12 protein-coding genes and 1 tRNA gene are annotated in these 15291 nt (G+C 55.6%); 9 read left to right on the top strand and 4 right to left on the bottom strand.

Features of this window, described 5'->3' with window-relative positions:
• The first annotated feature begins 208 nt into the window (after nt 1-208).
• From B5F76_RS07315 to B5F76_RS07300, 4 genes are all read left to right on the top strand, one after another.
• Nucleotides 209-1570: a diguanylate cyclase domain-containing protein gene (locus tag B5F76_RS07315; RefSeq protein WP_162608744.1), complete on the top strand. Its 1362-nt coding sequence runs from the start codon at nt 209-211 to the stop codon at nt 1568-1570.
• Between the two features lie 103 nt (nt 1571-1673).
• Nucleotides 1674-1750, top strand: a tRNA-Arg gene (locus B5F76_RS07310).
• Nucleotides 1751-1939: 189 nt separating this feature from the next.
• A complete protein-coding gene (locus B5F76_RS07305; protein WP_087352809.1) occupies nt 1940-3079 on the top strand; it encodes an MltA domain-containing protein in 1140 nt (379 codons plus the stop codon).
• A gap of 61 nt (nt 3080-3140) precedes the next feature.
• Complete coding sequence (locus B5F76_RS07300; protein ID WP_087352807.1) at nt 3141-3536, top strand: hypothetical protein; 396 nt, start codon at nt 3141-3143, stop codon at nt 3534-3536.
• Nucleotides 3537-3639: 103 nt separating this feature from the next.
• Here the strand turns inward: B5F76_RS07300 and B5F76_RS07295 are convergent, their stop codons facing one another.
• From B5F76_RS07295 to B5F76_RS07280, 4 genes are all read right to left on the bottom strand, one after another.
• Nucleotides 3640-5214, bottom strand: a complete 1575-nt coding sequence (locus tag B5F76_RS07295) for an RNA-binding domain-containing protein (protein ID WP_087352805.1) — start codon at nt 5212-5214, stop codon at nt 3640-3642.
• Nucleotides 5215-5381: 167 nt separating this feature from the next.
• A complete protein-coding gene (locus B5F76_RS07290) occupies nt 5382-5714 on the bottom strand; it encodes a CGGC domain-containing protein (RefSeq protein ID WP_087352803.1) in 333 nt (110 codons plus the stop codon).
• Nucleotides 5715-5748: 34 nt separating this feature from the next.
• The gene (locus B5F76_RS07285) at nt 5749-6393 is read right to left on the bottom strand and encodes an HAD hydrolase-like protein (RefSeq protein WP_087352800.1); all 645 of its coding nucleotides are present in this window, start codon (nt 6391-6393) and stop codon (nt 5749-5751) included.
• 116 nt (nt 6394-6509) lie between these two features.
• Entirely contained in the window at nt 6510-6731 is a 222-nt protein-coding gene (locus B5F76_RS07280; RefSeq protein WP_087352798.1) for a hypothetical protein, read from the bottom strand.
• Nucleotides 6732-7205: 474 nt separating this feature from the next.
• Here B5F76_RS07280 and B5F76_RS07270 point away from each other — a divergent pair, with 474 nt between their 5' ends.
• The 5 genes from B5F76_RS07270 (at nt 7206) to B5F76_RS07245 (ending at nt 15083) form a co-directional block, all read left to right on the top strand.
• A complete protein-coding gene (locus tag B5F76_RS07270) occupies nt 7206-7589 on the top strand; it encodes an FmdB family zinc ribbon protein (protein WP_239406993.1) in 384 nt (127 codons plus the stop codon).
• A 65-nt stretch (nt 7590-7654) separates the two neighbouring features.
• Nucleotides 7655-9556 carry a tetratricopeptide repeat protein gene (locus B5F76_RS07265; protein ID WP_087352794.1) on the top strand — a complete coding sequence of 634 codons (1902 nt, stop codon included), beginning with the start codon at nt 7655-7657 and terminating at the stop codon, nt 9554-9556.
• A 437-nt stretch (nt 9557-9993) separates the two neighbouring features.
• Nucleotides 9994-11172 (top strand): efflux RND transporter periplasmic adaptor subunit, encoded by a 1179-nt coding sequence (locus B5F76_RS07255; RefSeq protein ID WP_087352864.1) that lies wholly within the window; start codon nt 9994-9996, stop codon nt 11170-11172.
• A gap of 3 nt (nt 11173-11175) precedes the next feature.
• Nucleotides 11176-14364: an efflux RND transporter permease subunit gene (locus B5F76_RS07250; RefSeq protein WP_275074555.1), complete on the top strand. Its 3189-nt coding sequence runs from the start codon at nt 11176-11178 to the stop codon at nt 14362-14364.
• A 482-nt stretch (nt 14365-14846) separates the two neighbouring features.
• Complete coding sequence (locus B5F76_RS07245) at nt 14847-15083, top strand: hypothetical protein (protein ID WP_087352790.1); 237 nt, start codon at nt 14847-14849, stop codon at nt 15081-15083.
• Nucleotides 15084-15291: the final 208 nt, after the last annotated feature.

Below are 15291 nucleotides of genomic sequence, written 5' to 3'. Positions count from 1 at the left end.
CAAAGGCTTTCGGCTTTCCCGGAAGCCTTTTTTGTTCCGTGTCGCATCCTCTCGCCATTCCTTTTCTTTTGGGCAAAAAATTCAGTCAGGGGACTGGACACCACCGGGGAGTGTTGTGCTACAGAGTCTTCTAATGGGAAAGAGCTTACTAATCTCGCTCCCAGGCCTCCCTTTTTCCCCATCAAGGTCAAGGCAAGCACTTTTCACTATGATCAAGGACCGCCAGCTCTATCTGTATATCCTCCTGTTCTTCATGGCAGTGGAAGTGATACTGGCATTTTCCGCGTTCGGTTACATTGTCATAGAGCCCATTTCCATCACCTTTATGACCATTCCGGTGATCTTCGGATCCTACGTACTCGGGCCGCTTGCGGGTGCCATCTTGGGCTGTGTCTTCGGCCTGACCAGCATCTGGAAGGCCTCCATCTCGGCCGTAGCCTACGCGGATCAGGTCTTCTCCCCCATCTTGAGCGGCGCTCCCCTGGAAAGCCTGATTTTGAGTCTAGGCACGCGCATTGCCTTTGGCTTTCTGGCTGGCCTTATCTTCCTTTGCATTCGCAGGTACAGTCTCCCCAAGCTCTATATCGTGGCAGGTGTAGTCTTTGTCAACCTCTTTCATTCTTCCATAGTCTTCCTGTGCCTGGACCTCTTCTTTCCCAAAACCAACATCTCCTTCCTCTATGGCCTTGAGCGTCTTGTGTCCCCAAGCGGCCTTTTGAACTACACCATCAACGTCCTTGCCATACTTCTTCTCGACAAGTTCATACGCACGGACTTCATGGCAAAGGTGGTGAGCGAGCTCAAGTACTCCAACAGACACATCAGAAACAAGTCCTTCTACATAGCAAACATCTCCTTCATCCTTGTCCTGTCACTGATCTTCTTCGGCCTCATGTACCACTTCTACGGAAGGGCCGACAATCTTCTGCACTACTACGGCATAAGCCTGGGGGCGGAAGTCGAGTACAAGCTCGTCAATCTCGGCATGCAGCTTGTGGTGACCACGGTCTCGGTCTTCATCATAGTCGAGATAGCCATCATCATCTTTGGCAACTACTTTCTGCGCCTGCTCTTCCAGTCCAGGCGGGATATGATGACGCTTTTGCTCAACAAGAACACCTATATCCGCCACGTGAACGCAAGCATAAGCGACAATACCAGCTCCTCCTATCTGCTCATTCTCGATGTAGACAACTTCAAGCGCCTCAACGACACCTACGGGCACCCCAACGGCGACAAGGTGCTTATCGGCGTTGCCCACATCCTGAAATCCGTCTTCGAGGACAGCGGCGTTGTGGGCAGGCTTGGCGGTGACGAATTCTCGGTGTTCTGCGAGGACATCCCGCAAAAGGACATCGAAGAGCTTGCGAACCAGGTCTGCTCCAGGGTGTCAGGCATGAAGATTCACGGCGTGCACGGCATATCCTGCAGCATAGGTGTTGCCCTGTGCTGCCCGGGCGAGGGCTTTGCAGATGTCTACCCAAGGGCAGACGAGGCCCTCTACAAGGCAAAGGAAATGGGCAAAAACAGGTATTTTCTCAATTCATCCGCCCCCGAGGCCAGGCGATGACCGCATTTTTACCAGTAATTGCAATACATTACAATATAATGTCCATAAAATTTGCCAAGCCTTGACAAAGAGCAGGTCATTGGCTACAAGTTTCCCCTCACATGGCTTCGTAGCTCAGTCGGATAGAGCGACTGCCTCCTAAGCAGTAGGCCGCGTGTTCGATTCACGCCGGGGCCACCACAAATGCAGCCAAGAAGGCCCTGCAGGAACATCCTGCATGGGCCTTTTTTGCAATCCGTTGTCTTTCGGGATCCTTCAAAGGTCCCCTCTCCCAAACCAAGCGCTACAAAGCGCAAGGAAAAGCAAGCCATGGGCCTTTAGCCCCTTGCCTGCCCAAAACCTCATGCCCAGTGCGGTCGGGGTGAACCCTTGTCCCATTTTCCAAAAAAATTCCGGATATCCGGCCTTCTCCTTCTTTGCCTCATCCTCCTTGCCGGCTGCTCTGCCAAAAAGTCCGACACAGACGTAGCAAGATTTGCGCCCTACGGGCCTGCCGTGGCCCTGGGAGAAAAGCCAGACTTTTTCGCCAGATACTTAAAGCCCCAAAACCAAGAACTCCTTTCCTTCAGGGAAATGGCCCCGACCATCAGAAAGTCCATTGCGTACGCAAAGTCCAAGCCCGTAGATGGCCTTGCGGTCGCAAGGCCGAATCTGAAGGTAACCTGGGGCGAGCTTGTGGAAAGCCTTGAGCTTTTGCGAACGCTCCTGCCTCGTCTCGACAGCGAGCCTTCCCTTCTGAATGAAAAGTTCCGCTGGGTTGAAGTGGACGGAGGCATAAAGTATTCGGGCTACTACCAGCCTACCATCATGGCGAGCAGGAAGAAGGCCGGCAAATATACCCAGGCCATCTACGCAGTTCCGCCGGAACTCAAGAAAATCAGGAGCAGGGGGCGGCGTTTCCACAGCCGCGAGGCCATTGACGGGCCAAGACAGGTCCTTGCAGGCAGAAATCTCGAGCTTGCCTGGGCGGATCCCGTTGATGTGTACTTTCTGCAAATCCAGGGTTCCGGAAAGGTGATCTTCGATGATGGCACTACGGCCTATCTGAACTATGCAGGGCAAAACGGCCACAAGTACAGGGCCTCGGGGCGCATCATCCGCGAAAAGGGCTACGTGCTCTACAGCGGGGATGTGCTAGAACAACGCCAGTGGTTCAAGGACAATCCGGACAAGATACACGAGATCTTCTTTGCCAACCCCTCCTATGTCTTCTTCAGATTTGGCACGAGGGGCGCTGTGGGGGCCATAAACCAGACAGTGGACGACTACATTTCCCTGGCCGTGGACAGAACCTTTCTGCCCCTGGGCGGCATCGTGGCCTTTGGTGTCAACGTTCCGGACCAGACGTACACTACTGCCCCCCTGCGGGGCATAGGCCTTGCCCAGGACACGGGCGGAGCCATCAAGCGCAACCGCATAGACATCTACTGTGGCTCTGGAGACAGGGCCAACTACATTGCCAGCAATCTCGATGCGGCAGGCCCTGCCTGGCTCTTGCTGAAGCGCTAGAAAGCCAAAGAAATCCGGACTGCATAGCCCGGGATCAGGGACAAGCAACAAGGAAACACATATGCAGAATCTGAAAAAAGTCACCCTGAGCTACCACAGGGTCAAGGGCCTTCAGCCCAGGGTTGCCCATGGCGTGTACGGAGGCGTTTCCGGCCCCGACACAGTCGAGATGGAATTCTTCTCGCAGAGCGAGAACTATGACCGCGATCTGGACATGTCCCTGGACGAGTCCGGCCACGCGCCTACGGACGAGCTTGTGGCAGGCGACGAGCTCAACACAAACATAGTGCGCACCATCCACACCCGCATCTACATGAACAAGACAGCGGCCAGAGAAATGGTGGACTGGCTTTTGGATGTGCTGGAGAACATGGACAATATGGACAAGGCCATGGAGAACGACGATATGCTGGACGGCATAGACAAATCGCTCATCTACTCCAAGACAAAGCAGTAGCAACACATGCCCCGGAATCGGGAAAAATGCAGGGGACGGTTAGGCCAGATGGCCATACCGTCCCCTTTCTGTATCCCATGTCCGGATTTCCGGCTGAAGCTTGTCAGCGAAGCCCCCAACTGCCTCCTCTGGCGGGGCCTATGCGATAAATGGCTCCTTTTTGGCGAAGAGAGGCAAGGTGTTTTTCGACTGCACGAGAGGAAATCTGGAGCTGATTTGCGATATCGCGGGCAGATGATGTCGGATCCTTGCGGATGATCTCCAGGATTTTCTCTGAACTTCCGATACCTATCTCCGAACCTTCGGTACCTTTCTCCGAACCCTTCTCCGAACCCAGGGTGCCTTTCTCCGAACCTACCTCCGAACCCAGGGCACCTTTCTCCGAACCTATCTCCGAACCCAGGGCGCCTTTCTCCGAACCTATCTCCGAACCTAGGGTGCCTTTCTCCGAACTTTCTTCCGACAGCCTGAATTTTTCTTCCGACATCGAAGCCGGTTTCTCCGCTCTAGAAATATCCTTCTCCCAGTCGGTCAAGGAAGCCAGTCTTTCGGCATTTCTTCGCGGAATGATTACGGTAAAATGATCCCCGTCCCTGTCATCATCAAGAATAATATCAGGGCACGCATCCAGAGATCTTATGATACCCGTTCCAAGGCCGTGGTACGGGAGAATTCCCTTTGCGACATAGGAAGCCAGAATGGGATTGCGCAAAACCACATTCCCGCTTTTTATCTTCTCTGTTGTCAGGTTGTTGGGCAAATGCCCTGGGCTGATGATTTCAACACGGTCATCGTATATGAAAATCCGTATCTGCGAGTCAATCAGATAATCCCTGTGTATAAGAGCATTGACCAGCGTTTCTTCCAAAACAACAGGATGTATTTCCGGAATGCCCGGGGAATTTATGCCTTGACTATCCTGTATTTTATGCAGATTACGCATGATAAAGGCATAACAGTCCTGATAGACTTTCTCGATAGTCCCTGAAAAATCCTCGCTATCAATATACTGGTCTGTATGAATTTTATTGCCCGGGTAGCGTATTGCCTTTACCCCAAACTGGGAAACTATGCGCTCAGGATGCAAGGCAAACATAAGCACACAGGCAAGGTTCAGCTTCCCGTCCTGTGTCGCCAGATTGAGATTTTTCAGTAAGCGAATCTGTTCCTCTGGTGAATCAGGGAATTTGTATTTGTATGTTTTTTCCAGAAAATCACGGAACAACAACTTGTCCAGACTCTCCAGACCAGCTTTTGTTGGCATCTCGTCTGCATGAAATTGATGAGATTCCTGAAATATGCGTCGAAGTTCCTCCTTGGAACATATGCGACGCTTGTCAGAACCTACCTTGAACCAGATGATACCATTCTTGTCAAAGTATGGTTTGTCGTTACCCTTGGGTACATACAGAACAATGATAACCTTGTTGTCTTCAAATACAACATTCTGTGTTTTTACATTAACTGGGTTTTTTACATTATTTATTGCTGTATTTGCAATCAGTTGATTTATTCTACGAATATTAGTCTGGCTGAGCCCCTTGATTTCACCCTGATCCGAAATACCAATATAGATGTATCCGCCTTCACTATTTGAGAAGGCAACTATCTCGGCAGCAAGAGATTCCGGATTTGTAATATTCTCCTTGAACTGGTGAGTTCCGTCTTCTCCTGCCAATATTTGTTTACGCAGGTCATCAAGCGATATTTACATAATATGTACTCCATTATATGAAAAACAGATCCTGCATATCAAGAGATTTTGCCAGTAACCGTATTCTTGCTGCAATTCTCCTATTTCTCAACTACGCAGTTGATATTGCCCAAATACAGGTAGCTGCGCTTCTAGTGCGTGTGCTCAAGCAGGGGCACGTCGCCTATCTTTGCGCGGATGGCCTTGCAGATCTGTTCGAAATGCGGACAGGGGAAGCCTATGGGCGCACCCTTGCCCATACAGGAAGCAAGGGCAATGGCCTCTGCCCCGCGCGACACCAGCATCTGGGCGCGGGCAACTGCGCGCTTGCCAGGGCAGCCCCCGCAGCTCACAAAGCCCATGATTTCACACTCCTCGCCAAGGCTCGCAAAGCTGCCCTTGCCCTGGGCCACTGTAAGAAAGTCCGTTGTACCAGGACAGATGTCCTCGGTTTGCTGACAGCGGATAATGCCTACCTTCTTCATGGGGCTTCCCTCCTTCTGTGCGGAAAAAATCCGCTTATCGTCCAAGGGCTATGGCGTACACGTCTTCCGGTTTTGCGCAGACAAAGTCTGCGTGATCCACCTCGCCTTCCTCGGCATAACCCCAGCCAGCGGCTGCGGTGGCTATCCCAAGCCCTTGCGCTGCGTCCACGTCGTCGCGCCTGTCGCCCACCATGAGCACGCAGGCAGGGTTTGCACCAGTAGTCGCAAGGTCGCGCTCTATGACACCGTACTTTGTGCGCACGGGACCATTCAGATCCGCTCCGCCTATATAGCAAAAATACCCGGCAAGGCCAAAATGCTCGAGAATGCGCTGCGCGTAAACTAGGGGCTTTGCCGTGGCAAGCACGTTTTTGCAGCCTGCTGCCGCAAGCTCCCGCAAAAGCTCCCCTATGCCAGGGTAGACGCTGTTTTCGAAAATACCCCTGTCCGCAAAGTACTCTCGGTACAGGACAAGGGCCTTTTGTCCAAGGTCGGGGCTCCCTGTCACCTTCGTAAAGGTGTCGAGCAGCGGCGGGCCTATGAAGGCATACATGTCCTCGCGCGCACGGCTTATGCCAAGGCGCGAGAGAGCATACTCGCAGGAATTGAGGATGCCCGGAGCGGAATCGGTCAGGGTTCCGTCAAGGTCGAAAAAGACATAGGGATAGCGGGCTTGCATGGAAAATTCCGATAAGGGTTGCTGTTTGCCCGGGAGAGCTTTTGCGCCTTCCCTGGCGCAAAAATCATCCCGCCTGCTTCCCGGGGGAGAGCTCTTCGGCTCTCCCCCGACATGGATCAGTTGTCACGCAGATCTTCGAAAGAGGCTATGATTTCCTCGATGGTCACAGTGGTGTTCTCAAACTGATCCGCCAGGGCCAAAGCGTCCTCTTCGTCCTCGTCCTCGGGATCCCGTTCACTGCTTTCCATGAGGGTTTCGGACAGTTCCAAAAAAATGGCCCGTGCCTGATCGAGATGATCCAAAGCCTCTGCCAGCTGTTCTTGCTGATCGCTCGTCATAACCGCTCCTGAATGGATAGATGGGGATTAGCCACGCACAGGGTCTTTGCGCACAACAAGACAAGGTTGGCGCTTCGCCCCAAAGGGGCTTTGCCCAAGGGACCCCGTGCAAGCCATGTGTTACAATCTTGGAACGAAAAGCACTGTCCGTCAACACCCGAGCCAGGGAAAGCTTTCCTATTGAGGATGGCAAGGGCCTTTCACCTCAAAAAAGTTCATGATCGCAAAAGACTGCATGTCCCAACAATTCTCTTCGCCTGTGCCCGACCAATTCCTCCGGGCCGAACCGGCCATTCGTGGGCAGGGGCAGAGCTGGGAGACTTGTGCCGCACCCATCGGCAAGGGTTCGGACACCACTGGCAAAGCCTTGCCGAAATTGCTCTTTTTGCTCATTTTGCCTTTCAGGGGCTTGTGTGCTAACAGGTCGGGCTGATTCTACCAACTTACGGATGCCCTGTTTTCCCAAAGCCCGGCATGGCGGCCAAAACAAGCCAGCCCGGGGCCATGCGGGAAACGTCCCACAACCTGCAACGCTACAACGAGGGAATATCCATGCCCCTTTTCGATTTCGAGTGCGAAGACTGCGGCAAGCACTTTGAAGAACTGCTCTTTGACGACGACAACGACCTTCCCTGCTGCCCGGAGTGCAAGAGCAAAAACACAAGGCGCCTTCTTACCATGCCGAGCCCCCTGAAGAAAAATCCCTTCCCCTACAAGGTAGGGCCGGTCAACCAGGCCTTTGTGAACAATGTGAAGCGCGCAGAGGCCATGGCTGCCAGGGGCATGTCCCCCTGCTCCTCCTGCGGCTCTTCCTGCGCCCATGCAGGCGGCCAGGCCCAGAACCAGACAGGCAACTAAACCCTTTTCGCGCGTTTCGACACCAGGATTTTTCCAAACCCCGGCACTCCCCACAGAGGTCGTTCATGCCCAAAGCCAGCAAAGTCTCGAGACACTACCACAACATGGGTGCCATACGGCTCTACTACGGAGTCCCCCCGGCGTCCCAGCTTATCTCGGACTTTCTGAAATCGTCCTGGGCTACGCCTGACGACGACAGGGCCAGGGAGATCCTGCTTGCCATGACTGTCGGACAAAAGGACAGGTCAAGGGGCTATGCAGAGCTTTCCGCCCTTGCCGGCAAGGGTTCCATGCTCGCGGCCTACGTTCTGGCAGTGCGGGACTACGGGGATCCCAGGGGAGCAGGCTACGCAAGGGCTGCGCAAACCCTTGAGGAACTGGCAGACAGGAACTTTTGGCCTGCCATGTACCAGCTCGTCGGCAGCTGGACTACAAAGGATTTGCAAAGCTCCCTGGAAGAGTCCGGGCAAAGAATCCGCACCCTTGCTTCCTACGCGCGCAAGGGCTCGATTTTTGCCGTAATCCTCCTGGGCCAGGCCTATCTTGAGGGCAGGTTCAGGGCAGCCAGAAACCAGGTGGACGTGCTTCTTGTCCAGCTTCTTGAGGGTGTTCGCCTGCGCAGCTGGGAATGTCTGCGCATCCTCATCTCCATCTACACCACTGTCCTGCCCGAAGAGCTCTCCCACGACTTTCTGGAGCCGGCCATCGAGATGCTGCGCCTTGCTGCACTCGCGGGCATGACAGACGCCATGAGCCTTCTTGCCAAACAGTACCAGACAGGGCGCATCCTTCCGCGCAACATCGATCGCTCCCTTTTCTGGCACCGCAAGGCCTGGCTTGCCGGAAGCCTTGACGCAGGCTGCACCTATGCGCGCATGCTTTTGGACTGTGCGGAATCGGACGCGGAGATCGACGAGGCAAGGCGTATCCTTGAGTACGGCTGCAGCCAGATGCACGCTGCCTCCCATGTGGGACTGGCCGAGTATTTCCTGAAAGTCCTGCCCGACGACAAGGATCACGTGACCTTCATTCGCCTCATACAGACGGCCGCGCGTCTGGGGGACCCGAGCCTCTACGCGCGCTACCTCTACGAGGGTATGCGCGACGGTGGGGGCCAGGAAGAGACGAATGGCTTCAACGATCCCTGTATGCGTACCCCGGAAGCCGTGTTCATGAACGTCATGGGCACCATTCTCGCCCACGCGCGCAAAAAGCCCGTTCCCCGCCCGACAGGATCGACCTTGAGAAGGCTTGAGGCTCTGGCAAACGAGGGCTTTGTGCCTGCCTGCGACACCCTGGCAGCAATCAACCACTTTGGCCTGTACGGCTACAACAGGGATAGTGCCAGGGCAAGCCACTGGCTTGCCCATGGCAGACAGCTCCACAGCCTGCGCTGCTGGACTTTGCACACCCTGATTGAGCTTGAGCGCACCATGGATGGGCGCACGCCAAGGCACGTTCTGGACAATCTCCTCTCAAGGCTGCACACCCTGGGCGACTACGACGATATGCTGGCCCAGGCAGCCGTAGCCTGCCAGATAGCCATGCTGGACAGCCCGGATGCGGACAAGGCCTACCGAAACGAACTGAAGGACAAGGGGCACTTCGTCATGGAGACTCCAGCGAAGATTTTGTCCGAGATCATCATGAAGGCAGGCCACACTGGCGATCTGGCTGCCCTTGCCTACATTGGGCTCCAGTTCGGGAGTGCCTATGGCTGTGTGATGCACAAGACACTGGCAAGCCTTGTCGGGCAGTACCTTGGACTAGGCGATTGGCTGAACTGCCGCCACATAGCCCAGTTCTGCAGGACCACGCAGCACGCCTACATCGATCCCGCAACCTTTCGCAGACGCGCGGAAGAAGTCTACGGTCGGGAACGAACCACTGGCGAGACAGAGACAGGTGCAAGGGTCAGGGAGAAGGCAAGCCCCAGAAAATCCGGAAGACCAGGGCGCAAGGGCTAGACTCAAAGCCTCGCACCCCCAAAAAAGTCCAGAATCTGCCTGATTGTGGCACTTTCTTGCCTGTTTTTTTCGCTTTTTTCGCAGACTCTCCAGTCCCCAAAAGCTTCCCTGCTGCCCGCATGCCTTGTCCCAAGAGGCTTTCCCTTGAAAAAAAACAGGAAATTCTCAAGGTATACCGCCCCGCTTTTCCCAAAATTCCCCCAAAGGCGCAAGCTTTGGGGAAGACCTTGCCGGACAAAAAACCTTTCTTGTCTCTTTTTCCCACCTTGCGTAGAATTTTGCCATGCAGAAAACATTCTACCGTGCATTGCTCTTTGTGCTGCTTTTCCCCCCAGGCGAGGACGTACAAAGGGGGCGCAAAAAAAGCGCTTCTTTCACGCGCTGACTGCCAAAAGCCAGCCCTCCTGTCCCGTCTTTCGCAACCCAAGTCAATCGCCATGCAAGCAAGAATCTTTCCTCACCATGGGACGCTTGTCCTTCTGACTCTTTTTCTCGCCCTTTCCTGTATTCTGACCGCATGCAATGACGGCAAGTCCACACGTGAACAGCGCGTGCGCGACTCTGCCGTCTTCAAAATCGAGGCCAGGGACATTCCCCTTACAGCCGAGCTTTCCGGCCGCGTTTCTGCCTTCCGCAAGGCAGAGGTTCGCCCCCAGGTGAGCGGCATCCTGCAGGAACAGCTCTTCACGGAGGGCTCCCTTGTGAAGGCGGGCCAGTCCCTGTACAAGATCGATCCGGACACCTACGACGCAGAAGTGGAAAGCGCAAAGGCAGCTGTCGCAAGCGCAGATGCCACCCTCCACGCAGCGAAGCTGCGCCTTGACCGCCGCATTGCCCTTCTGCGCAGCCAGGCAGTGAGCCAGCAGGCCTACGAGGACGCAAGGGCCGAGTACCTCCAGGCCAAGGCCAACCTCGAAGTCGCAAAGGCTTCCCTGAAAACAGCCGAGATTCACCTGCGCTACACGGACGTTCTTGCCCCCATCACGGGCCGCATAGGAAAGTCCAATGTGACCCAGGGTGCGCTTGTCACAGCCAACCAGGCAGACGAACTCGCTGTCATCCAGCAGCTCGATCCCGTCTACGTGGACATGACACAGTCCTCCTTTGCGCTGCTTGTCCTGCGTGACCGCTACGCTGCAGGAAATCTGGTCCGCCCAGGGGACGACACCTCCACCGAAGTGACCCTCACCCTGGAAAACGGCAGGACCTATCCCTTAAAGGGCGAGCTCAAGTTTGCGGACATCACTGTGGACGAGAGCACGGGATCCGTGCTTTTGCGCTCCGTGTTCAAGAATCCGGACTTTGTGCTTTTGCCTGGCATGTACGTGAAGGCCAGCATCAGCCAGGGCGTCAAGATGGGAGCCCTGCTCGTTCCCCAGCGCGCTGTGCGCCGCGATCCCAAGGGCAATGCCTCTGTCTTTGTTCTCGCAAACGGCAAGGCCGAATTTCGCCCCATTGTTGGCGGAGACATGGTCGGACGCTTCCTCATGGTGAACGAGGGTTTGAAGGAAGGCGAGCTTGTCCTGCTTGAGGGCATACAGAACATGCGCCCCGGCATGCCCGTGAACCAGACCAATGTGCTCACCGTGGACACCTACGGAAAGTCGAGGGACTAGGCCATGTCCATTTCCCGCTTCTTTATCGAGAGGCCGGTCTTTGCCTCGGTCATAGCAGCGCTCATCATGCTCGCAGGCGGGCTTTCCTACAGGTTTTTGCCTGTGGAACAGTTCCCGCCCATGGCCCCGCCCACCATTTCCATGACAGTGGAATACGCGGGCTCCTCTGCCCAGACCATGCAGGACAGCGTGGCCCAGATCATTGAGCAGAACATGACAGGCCTCGACAACCTGCTCTACATGTCCACCTCCTCCTCGTCCGAAGGCAGGGCCTTTTTGCGCATGACCTTCGATACGGGCACGGATCCGGACGTGGCCATGATGCAGGTGCAGAACAACCTCGATCTTGCCATGCCGAGGCTACCCGAAGACGTGAAAAACCAGGGCATACGCGTGCGCAAGGTCTCGGAGTCCTTCCTGCGCTACATGAGCTTCTACGACGAGACAGGAAGGACAGCAGTCGAGGACATTGGCGACTTTGTCTCCTCGGTCCTTCTGGACCCCCTGAACCGTATTGACGGCGTGGGCGAAGCCACCCTCTTCGGCTCGGACTATGCCATGCGCATCTGGCTCAACCCGAACCAGCTGCGCTCGTTTTCGCTTACCCCAAGCGACGTCGTGGCTGCAGTGCGCAACCAGAACAACCAGATTTCCGTGGGTCAGGTGGGCGGCCTTCCCAACACGGAAACCCAGGAGCTTAACGTAACCCTGCTCTCCAGAACCAAACTGCAGGACATAGAGCAGTTCAAGAACGTCATAGTGCGCGTCAATCCGGACGGATCCGCTGTGCGCGTGCGTGACGTCGCGCGCGTGGACATGGGCGTGCGCTCCTATACGGTCACCTCGCGCTTTCGCGGCATGCCCGCAGTGACCGTGGGCATCCAGCTGGCAGAAGGCGCCAACGCAGTCGACGCAGGCAAAAGGGTCGATGCCTTCATGGACCGCATGCGCCAGTTCTTCCCCCCAGGCATCACCTATCACATCACCCTGGACAGCGTGCCCTTCATCCTGGCCTCCATCAACAGTATCGTGCACACCCTCATTGAGGCCATCGTGCTCGTTGCCGCCATCATGTTCCTCTTCCTGCAGAACTGGCGGGCAACGCTTATCCCCACCCTGGCAGTGCCCATCGTTCTTTTGGGCACAGTGGCTGTCATCGCGGCATCCGGTGGCTCCATCAATACCTTGAGCATGTTCGGCCTTGTGCTTGCCATTGGTCTTCTGGTCGACGACGCCATCGTGGTTGTGGAGAACACGGAACGCATCATGCACATGGAGGGCCTGCCCCCGGCAGAGGCCATCAAGAAGTCCATGGACCAAATCACCTGGGCCCTTGTGGGCGTTGCGGCAGTTTTGTCCGCGGTCTTTGTGCCCATGTCCTTCTTTGGCGGCATTCCCGGCGCCATCTACAGGCAGTTCACCCTGACCATTGTCTCGGCCATGACCCTCTCGGTCTTTGTGGCCATCACCATTACACCCCCTCTGTGCAAGCATCTTCTGAAGCAGCGGGACGTGAATCCCTCCAAAAAGAATCTCTTCACGCCCTTCAACAGACTGGTGGACACTGGCACCAGTGGCTACGGAAAGCTTGTGCGCAAGCTCATAGCCCATCCCGTCAAGGTCATGGCGGTCTACGCCCTTCTGGCTGTGGGCGCAGTGGTTGCCGTGCGCGAAATGCCCACCTCCTTCCTTCCCATCGAGGACCAGGGCATCGTGAACTTCAATATCTTCATGCCCCCCGGAACCACACGTCAAGTGACTCTTGAGGCTGCCAGGGAGGTGGAGGAGTACTTCAAGAACAACGAGGCTGACCTCATTGAGGGCGTTGGCATCATGCTCGGCATGGGCCCCAACGCAAGCCGTGGCCAAAACGTCGCAAACGGCTATGTTTCCCTGAAACACTGGGATCAGAGAAGGGGTGCTGATCAGAGCGCCAACGCCATAGTGCGCAGGGCAAGGGCGCATTTTGCGAACTTTACCGTAGGCCGCATTGCCTTCAGTGAGCCTCCGCAGATCCGCGGCCTTGGCAACGCCTCGGGCCTTGTCATGCAGCTGCAGGACCAAGGGGGCCTTGGGCACGATGCCCTCATCACGGCCAGGGAAGATTTGCTCGACATGATGCGCATGAACCCCATGTTCTTCAACCCGCGCACAACCTCCCTGGACGATATCCCCCAGGTGCGCGTGGACATAGACGACCTCAAGGCAGGCGTGTTCCACTTAAGCCCAGACAGCATCAACGCGGACCTTTCCACTGCCTGGGGCGGCACCTATGTAAACGACTTCGTGGACAGGGGCAGAGTCAAGCGTGTCTACGTGCAGGGCGATACACCCTATCGCATGAACCCGGACGATCTGCGCTTCTGGTATTTCAGAAACGAGGAAGGCGGCATGGTCCCCTTGGACGCCTTCGCAACCGTGAACTGGACCTATGGTCCTGCACAGCTTGAGCGCTTCAACGGCGTGCCCTCCACAGCCATCGAGGTGAGCGCAGGCGAAAGCGTAAGCTCGGGCGAGGCCATGGCGGAAATCGAGCGCATTGTCGAAAACGAGCTCCCCCACGGCATAGGCATGGAGTGGTCTGGCCTAAGCTTCGAGGAAAAGCGTTCGGGATCGCAGACAGGCCCCCTCTACGCCCTCTCCATCCTGGTCGTCTTCCTCTGTCTTGCGGCCCTCTACGAAAGCTGGACCATACCCTTTGCGGTCATCCTGGTTGTGCCCATCGGCGTGCTCGGCGCCATGGGGCTCAGCACCCTGCGCGGCCTGCACAACGACATCTACTTCCAGGTGGGCATTTTGGCTGTTATCGGCCTGTCTGCCAAGAACGCCATCCTCATCGTGGAATTTGCAAAGACCTTGTACGAGAGCGGCAAGAGCCTTGTGGACGCGGCTGTTGAGGCTGCCACCATGCGCCTGAGGCCCATCGTCATGACCTCCATGGCCTTTTTGCTTGGCGTCATGCCCCTCACCGTAAGCACCGGCGCTGGCGCAAACAGCCAGCACGCCATTGGTACCGGTATTGTGGGCGGAACGTTCCTTGCCACTGCCGTGGGCGTTCTCTTCATTCCTGTGTTCTTCGTGGTCATCAACCGCATAACCGAACGCATAAGCGGCAAGAGTGACCGCGGGATCCGGAAAAGGTCCAAGGACAAGCCGCAGGAAGCTGTGGAAGAGCCAGGGACCCAGGGCTAGAGACATAAGAGACTGATGGGCGAATGAGCCCGCAAAACCTGAAAGGGGAGACCGTACGGCCTCCCCTTTTTGCTGGCTTTGGGAAAGATGTGGGTGATGGATGGAGAACGGATGACACTTGTATGTGTTGGTATGCGCGCCATCCCTCTGAATCCAGAGTTTTCCCATGCAGGTTTCTGCGGACTGCTTGGTGTTACTCAATCTCCGGATCCAGAGTTTACTGTGTTCTCTATCCAGGATTCATCTTTTGTGTCAACAAGTTACGACTGAAGCAAAACTTGACAAACTGGCTGTTATACGCCCAAGTATGCCGCAATGCCTGCCACAATTTCCATTTGCTTTCCAGCTTCTCTCGCCCCACACTCTTTCCCGACAAACCCCTTCTAGACACAGCTCCTCCCCCCCCTCGAATATATTACGACTAGTTGGTCTTTTTTTTTACATTCCATAACTTCTTTTCTCCAATCAGGCGAGGAACTCCCATGAAAACCACTCTTTGCGCAGCCCTGCTGGCCCTCTCCCTTGCTTCACCTGCCTTGGCCGCAGACATCTCCACCTATACCGTCGGCTCCATGAAAATCGTGCGCATTGTCGACAATGCGGACGGCGTTCCGGTCTTTGGCGAACACTTCAAGAGTCCCGGTGTTGCCAAATTCTATCGCGATCCCAAGGGTGGCTACAGCTATGATCTCATCGAACCCGAAGCTTCTGCAAAATAGCAGGCCTGCGAAAAACGTCCTTGCCCGCAAATCGTCGACCTCCTTCTTGTAGCCCGGCAAGCCCGTTTTTTTGCATGCTCCGGCGAGCGCTCATCCCGTTCGCCGGATTTTTTTGTCCCCTGCCACCTGTCCCATTTTCCGGACGCAAAAAAAGGGGCTGTGCCCCAAAAAGGACAGCGCCCCAAAGTTTGCAATTGTCTCCGATACG

It is taken from the genome of Desulfovibrio sp. An276 (genome assembly GCF_002159665.1).
Lineage (GTDB): Bacteria > Desulfobacterota > Desulfovibrionia > Desulfovibrionales > Desulfovibrionaceae > Desulfovibrio > Desulfovibrio faecigallinarum.
Note: the sequence above shows the minus strand (reverse complement) of the source record. Positions and strands in the feature narration are given on the sequence as shown.